The following is a 5,540-nucleotide window of genomic DNA, read 5'->3' as shown; positions in this document are numbered from 1 at the left end:
ACCAAGCGCACCGGCTACCTGAGCAACGTCGTGGTCTACGCGACACTGACCGCGGTGACGTAGCCAGCCAAACGGGCGCCGCCGCAAGCCCCGGTCAGAAGTCCCGGAGAGACGAGTCAGCGGCTAGGACCGGCGCCAACTGATTTGCGCCGACGGCCCGTTGGGTCTGAAGAGGTCGTTTTATCCCGGTGTTTCGTCCTGGAAGCTGCGGTTGATGTCGCTTTGCGGGTCGCGCCAGGAGACGGTGGCCTCGCCGGTGAGGCGGTGGGCCACGAGTGGCTGTTTCTGATCCCTTGATCGTTCGTTGGGCAGTGCGTGGATGCTCGCGATGGCGACGCGGAGCCCTTTGCGGCCTTGCCGGGAGCTTACTGGCTCCCCTCTGAGTCGGATGATCACAGCGGTGCCGCTGTATGCGGACGCGGGAGAGAGCGGCTGGCGTCGTGGAACGGACGGTCGGTGATAGTCGGCATCGCGGTGACCACCGTGATCCTCGCGGCGGTGTCGGTCGTCGTGCGTGACCTCCCTGGATGAGCGTCTATGAGCTGTTCGGGAGACCGGTGGTGCGCTGCTGGGGCGCCGCGGTCTGCCAGCAACCGGATGAGCCGCAGGATGATCACACGGACGGGCGGGGCGGCGGGCCCGATTCCCCGGCGGCGCCTGCGCAGCCCGCGGGACCGCCCGCCCGGCTGCGCCGTTCTCCCAGCGGTGCAGCCACGCAGTGCCCGTGCGCCGCGCACGCAGACACGAACCTCGATTCACAAACGCCCAATCGGACCTCCGGTCACGTCCTGGATGCATGACCAGGCGGACTGCTCGGCGGTACGAGCAGTGCGGCGCCGAGTTGCCGGAGGGAAGCCGGACGTCGCGGCGGTACTGCTCGGCGAAGTGCCGGACGAGGTCCTGGGCGGCAGATGCCCGGAGTGCGGGCCTGCTGGCAGGCACTCGGGTTCCGGCGGGTCGGCTTTCCGGGTGCGGTGGGCGCCGACGGCTGCCACCACTTGAGTCTGATCCTTTGCTTCGTCACAGGCGTAGGAGCAGCGCGAAGGCCGTAGTCATGAATTTGGTGGATCAGGGCGTCCTGGGGGATGCGTTGGCGGAAGTGTCGCGCTTCCGGTCGGAGTTGTACGCGTGTCTGAGCGCGCGGGGCGACGCCTTGTTATGCACGGACGGGCCGGTGCGGACTCTGGTCGACCTCGCGCTCGCTCCGGAACACCGCCGAGGGCACGGAGCCCTCTACGGCGGACTCAACCGGGGCGGATCGACATCAGCCGTCTGCGTCGGGCGTTGGCCGAACTGCCGCTGCCCCGGGCGGCAGACGGCCGGCTGGTCCTGGCGGTGGACGTGTCGCCGTGGCTGCGGCCGGACGCTGCGACTTGCCCGGACCGTTCGTTCTGCCACACAAGGGCCCGGCTCATAGTGCTGTGGGCGCGGACTGGCCTCCTCATGCCGGGCCCCGACGGTCGTGTCCAACCCTTCATGGCTTCTGGGGCTGGTGTACGAGGTGCGGGCCGCTGACCTGCGGTGTCTCATGAAAGAGACACCAGTGGGACATAGCTCGTGAGGCTGTGACGCGGTTCGTGAGATCCCACAAGTGCGCCGGCAGGGCAGGGATGGGAGTGGGTGGTCATGGCACGCGCGATCTGGACGGGTGTGATCACGTTCGGGCTGGTCAGCGTGCCTGTCGGCCTGTTCACCGCAACCGAGGACCACACCGTCCGCTTCCACCAACTGCAGCGCGGCACCGCGGACCGGATCCGTAACCGCCGGGTCAACGAGCGCACCGGCAAGGAAGTCGATGCCGAGGACATCGTCATGGGATTCGAGGTGAGCGAGGGCGAGTATGTGGTCGTGGAGCCCGATGAGCTGGACCGGATCGCGCCGGGCCGCTCCCCGACCATGGAGATCAGCGACTTCGTCGACCTGGAGCAGATCGAGCCGGTCTACTTCGACCGCACCTATTACGTGGTCCCGCGCGGCAAGGAGTACACCAAGGTCTATGAGCTGCTGCGGGCGGCGCTGGCGGAGGCGAACAAGGTCGGCATCGCCACCTTCGTGATGCGCGGCAAGCAGTACCTGACCGCGCTGCGCGCGGAGGACAAGGTTCTGGTGATCCAGACCCTTCACTGGGCTGATGAGGTCTGTGATCCCGGCAAGGAGCTGCCGGAACGGCCTTCGGGCCACGCCGGGAGGGGCAAGGAGCTGGACATGGCGCTCCAGCTGATCGACTCCCTCAGCTCGCCGTGGGACCCGGACCGCTACCACGACACCTACCAGGAGAAGGTGCGGGAGCTGGTGCAGGCCAAGGCCGAGGGCCAGGAGATCGCAGCGGCGGAGGAGCCGCCGGCGGCCCACCAGCGTCATCGACCTGATGAACGTTCTGCAGGGCAGCATCGACCAGGCCCGCGGTGGCCGTGGCGGCTGCCGGGTCGCGGCAGGAGAAGCCGGCCCCGGCCCGCAAGGCGGCACGCAAGCCTGCCGCGAAGGCGGCGAAGAAGACCGCCGCCAGGAAGGCGCCGCCGAAGACGGCCCGCGCATCGGCCGCATCCCGCAGCCAACGCCGTGCAGGCAAGAGCGAGCTGCGGCAGCTGAGCAAGGCAGAGCTGTACCAGCGGGCCACCGAGCAGAACATCGCCGACCGCTTCAAGATGAGCCGGGAGCAGCTCATCGACGCACTCGCCCGCGCCGGGCGCCGCCGGATGGCATTAACGGTTTGAAGAACGTCATAGCCACCCATGTGCTGGCCGCGGTGCGGACCCTAGCCGCCTGGAGCTGGTCGGAGAGACGCTGCGAGCAGCTCTGGAGGAGTTGGCCGAGGCCGCCCCCGCCTGGCTGGCTCCGCTGATCGAGCCGGAGTGGGCCAAGCGGTACGGACGCCGAGTGGAGATCGGCAAGCTGCCGGGCGGGAAGGCGGCCGTCATCACCCGGGCCGAGGAGTTCGGCCAAGACGGCCAGAAGGTCCTCACCGCTGCCTGGGCCACCTGGGCCCCGCCCCACCTGCGGCGGCTGCCGCAGGTGGAGATCCTCCGCCAGGGTCCACCACTACTACCTGGTGGGAGTTCACCGAAGGTCGTACCGAGGATGCCGCCGAAGCCTGACCGGCCGTTCCATTCTCGGGCGCCGGGCGCCGGGCGCCGGGCGCCGGGCTCCGGGCGCCGGGCTCCGGGTGCCGGGCTCCGGGTGCCGGGCTCCGGGTGCCGGTTCACCCGATTGGCCCGCCAGCGGAGGCCGCTCGCGCCCACGCTGCGGACGATGTGAACATGCCGGAATCTACGTCCAAAGCACGCCTCGTCGGCGAACTCTCGGCCGAGTTCGCCGGCACCATGATCCTCATTCTCTTCGGATGCGGTGTCGTCGCACAGGTCGTCGCCGGTGGCGCGCTGACCGACGGTGGGTTGGGTGACCACGACAGCATCGCCTGGGGCTGGGGTCTCGGCGTCGTCTTCGGTGTCTACGTGGCGGCGCGGGTCAGCGGCGCCCACATCAACCCCGCGGTCACCCTCGCGCTCGCGGCCTTCAAGGGCTTTCCGTGGAGCAAGGTCCTGCCGTATGCGCTGGCCCAGACGGCGGGCGCCTTTGTCGCTGCCCTGCTGGTGCGCTGGAACTACAGCGAGGTGCTGGCGAAGGCCGACCCCGGCCACACCGACAAGACGGAAATCGTCTTCTCCACCCTGCCGGGCAACGGCGGTCTCCCGATCAGCCAGTTCGGGGCCTTCCGTGACCAGATCATCGGCACTGCCCTGCTGGTGCTGCTGATCTTCGCGGTCACCGACCTGCTGAACACACCGCCGGGCGCGAACATGGCCCCGTTCATCATCGGCCTGATCGTTGTCGCCATCGGCATGGCCTGGGGAACCAACGCCGGCTACGCGATCAACCCGGCCCGTGACCTCGGCCCCAGGCTGGCGGCGTTCCTCACGGGCTACGGAGGCGCTTGGCGTGATCAATACGGCGACCTCTACTTCTGGGTGCCGATCGCCGGACCCCTGATCGGCGGCCTGGTCGGGGCGTTGCTCTACCGCCTGTTGATCAGCCCCCACCTGCCGGTCGCCGAGCAGGAGCCCGGCCGGGTGCCCGCGCCGGACGAGTGAGAGGGAGGACCATGCCTGAATTCGTCGGCGCGGTGGACCAAGGAACCACCAGCACCCGCTTCATGATCTTCGACCACGACGGCAACGAGGTCGCACGTCACCAGCTCGAACACGAGCAGCTCTTCCCGCGCTCCGGCTGGGTCGAGCACGACCCCGTGGAGATCTGGGAACGTACGAACTCCACGATGCAGAACGCCATCCGCCAGGGCGACCTGTCCGCCGCCGACCTGGCGGCCATCGGGATCACCAACCAGCGGGAGACCACGGTCATCTGGGACCCCAGCACCGGTCAGCCGTACTACAACGCCATCGTCTGGCAGGACACCCGCACCGACTCGATCGCCGCGGCGCTGGAGCGGGAGCACGGCGACCTCATCCGGCGCAAGACGGGGCTGCCGCCGGCGACGTACTTCTCGGGCGGAAAGATCAAATGGATCCTGGAGAACGTCGACGGGGTCCGGGAGGCCGCCGAGGACGGCCGGGCCGTCTTCGGGAACACGGACGCCTGGGTGCTGTGGAACCTCACCGGCGGTCCGAACGGCGGCATCCACGCCACGGACGTCACCAACGCCAGCCGCACCATGCTGATGAACCTGGAGACCCTCGACTGGGACGACGAACTGCTCGACATCTTCCGCATCCCGCGCGCCATGCTCCCGGCCATCAACCCGTCCTCGCACCCGGAGGCGTTCGGGACCACCCGCACCACCCGTCCGCTGCGCACCGCCGTACCCATCACCGGCGTCCTCGGGGACCAGCAGGCGGCCACCGTCGGCCAGGTCTGCTTCCGCCCGGGCGAGGCGAAGAACACCTACGGCACCGGCAACTTCCTGGTCCTCAACACGGGCACGGAGATCGTCCGGTCCAGCAAGGGTCTGCTGACCACGCTGGCGTACCAGTTCGGGGACGCTCCGGCGGTGTACGCGCTGGAGGGATCCATGGCGGTCACCGGGTCCGCCGTGCAGTGGCTCCGCGACCAGATGCGGATCATCTCCTCCTCCGCCGAGGTCGAGACACTGGCCCGGCAGGTGGAGGACAGCGGCGGCATCTACTTCGTACCGGCCTTCTCCGGCCTGTTCGCGCCCTACTGGCGCTCCGACGCCCGGGGGGCGATCGTCGGTCTCGCCAGGTTCCACACGAACGCACACCTCGCCAGGGCGACCCTGGAGGCCATCTGCTACCAGAGCCGCGACGTGGCCGAGGCGATGGAGCAGGACTCCGGGGTAACACTCGACGTGCTGCGGGTCGACGGCGGCGTCACCGCCAACGACCTGTGCATGCAGATCCAGGCCGACATCCTCGGCGTACCGGTCAGCCGCCCGGTCGTCGCCGAGACCACCGCGCTCGGCGCCGCCTACGCGGCGGGGCTCGCCACCGGCTTCTGGGAGAGCACCGACGAGCTCCGCCTGCACTGGCACGAGTCGAAGCGGTGGGAGCCGCAGTGGAGCGACG

Annotated in this window: 4 protein-coding genes and 1 pseudogene; all 5 read left to right on the top strand. The window is 69.2% G+C overall.

What is annotated here, in order from left to right; all coding sequences use genetic code 11:
- Positions 1–1,054: 1,054 nt before the first annotated feature.
- A pseudogene (locus ACTWQJ_RS45540) lies at positions 1,055–1,410 on the top strand (transposase); the annotation flags it as partial.
- Between the two features lie 216 nt (positions 1,411–1,626).
- Positions 1,627–2,589, top strand: a complete 963-nt coding sequence (ku, locus tag ACTWQJ_RS45535; RefSeq protein WP_443312262.1) for a non-homologous end joining protein Ku — start codon at positions 1,627–1,629, stop codon at positions 2,587–2,589.
- Between the two features lie 216 nt (positions 2,590–2,805).
- Positions 2,806–3,255, top strand: a complete 450-nt coding sequence (locus tag ACTWQJ_RS45530; protein ID WP_443312261.1) for a hypothetical protein — start codon at positions 2,806–2,808, stop codon at positions 3,253–3,255.
- 2 nt (positions 3,256–3,257) lie between these two features.
- The gene (locus tag ACTWQJ_RS45525) at positions 3,258–4,088 is read left to right on the top strand and encodes an MIP/aquaporin family protein (RefSeq protein ID WP_443312260.1); all 831 of its coding nucleotides are present in this window, start codon (positions 3,258–3,260) and stop codon (positions 4,086–4,088) included.
- Positions 4,089–4,099: 11 nt separating this feature from the next.
- On the top strand, positions 4,100–5,540 hold a 1,441-nt coding region (glpK, locus tag ACTWQJ_RS45520; protein ID WP_443312259.1), incomplete at its 3' end, for a glycerol kinase GlpK.

The sequence above is a fragment of the Streptomyces sp. KR55 genome (genome assembly GCF_052245645.1).
Taxonomy (GTDB): Bacteria; Actinomycetota; Actinomycetes; order Streptomycetales; family Streptomycetaceae; genus Streptomyces; species Streptomyces flavusporus.
This window is presented reverse-complemented; position numbering and strand designations above follow the sequence as displayed.

What these genes read in the sequence shown, in the direction of transcription:
- ku (WP_443312262.1), top strand. Translation starts at nt 1,627, where the DNA reads ATGGCACGCGCGATCTGGACGGGTGTGATCACGTTCGGGCTGGTCAGC.
- ACTWQJ_RS45525 (WP_443312260.1), top strand. Translation starts at nt 3,258, where the DNA reads ATGCCGGAATCTACGTCCAAAGCACGCCTCGTCGGCGAACTCTCGGCC.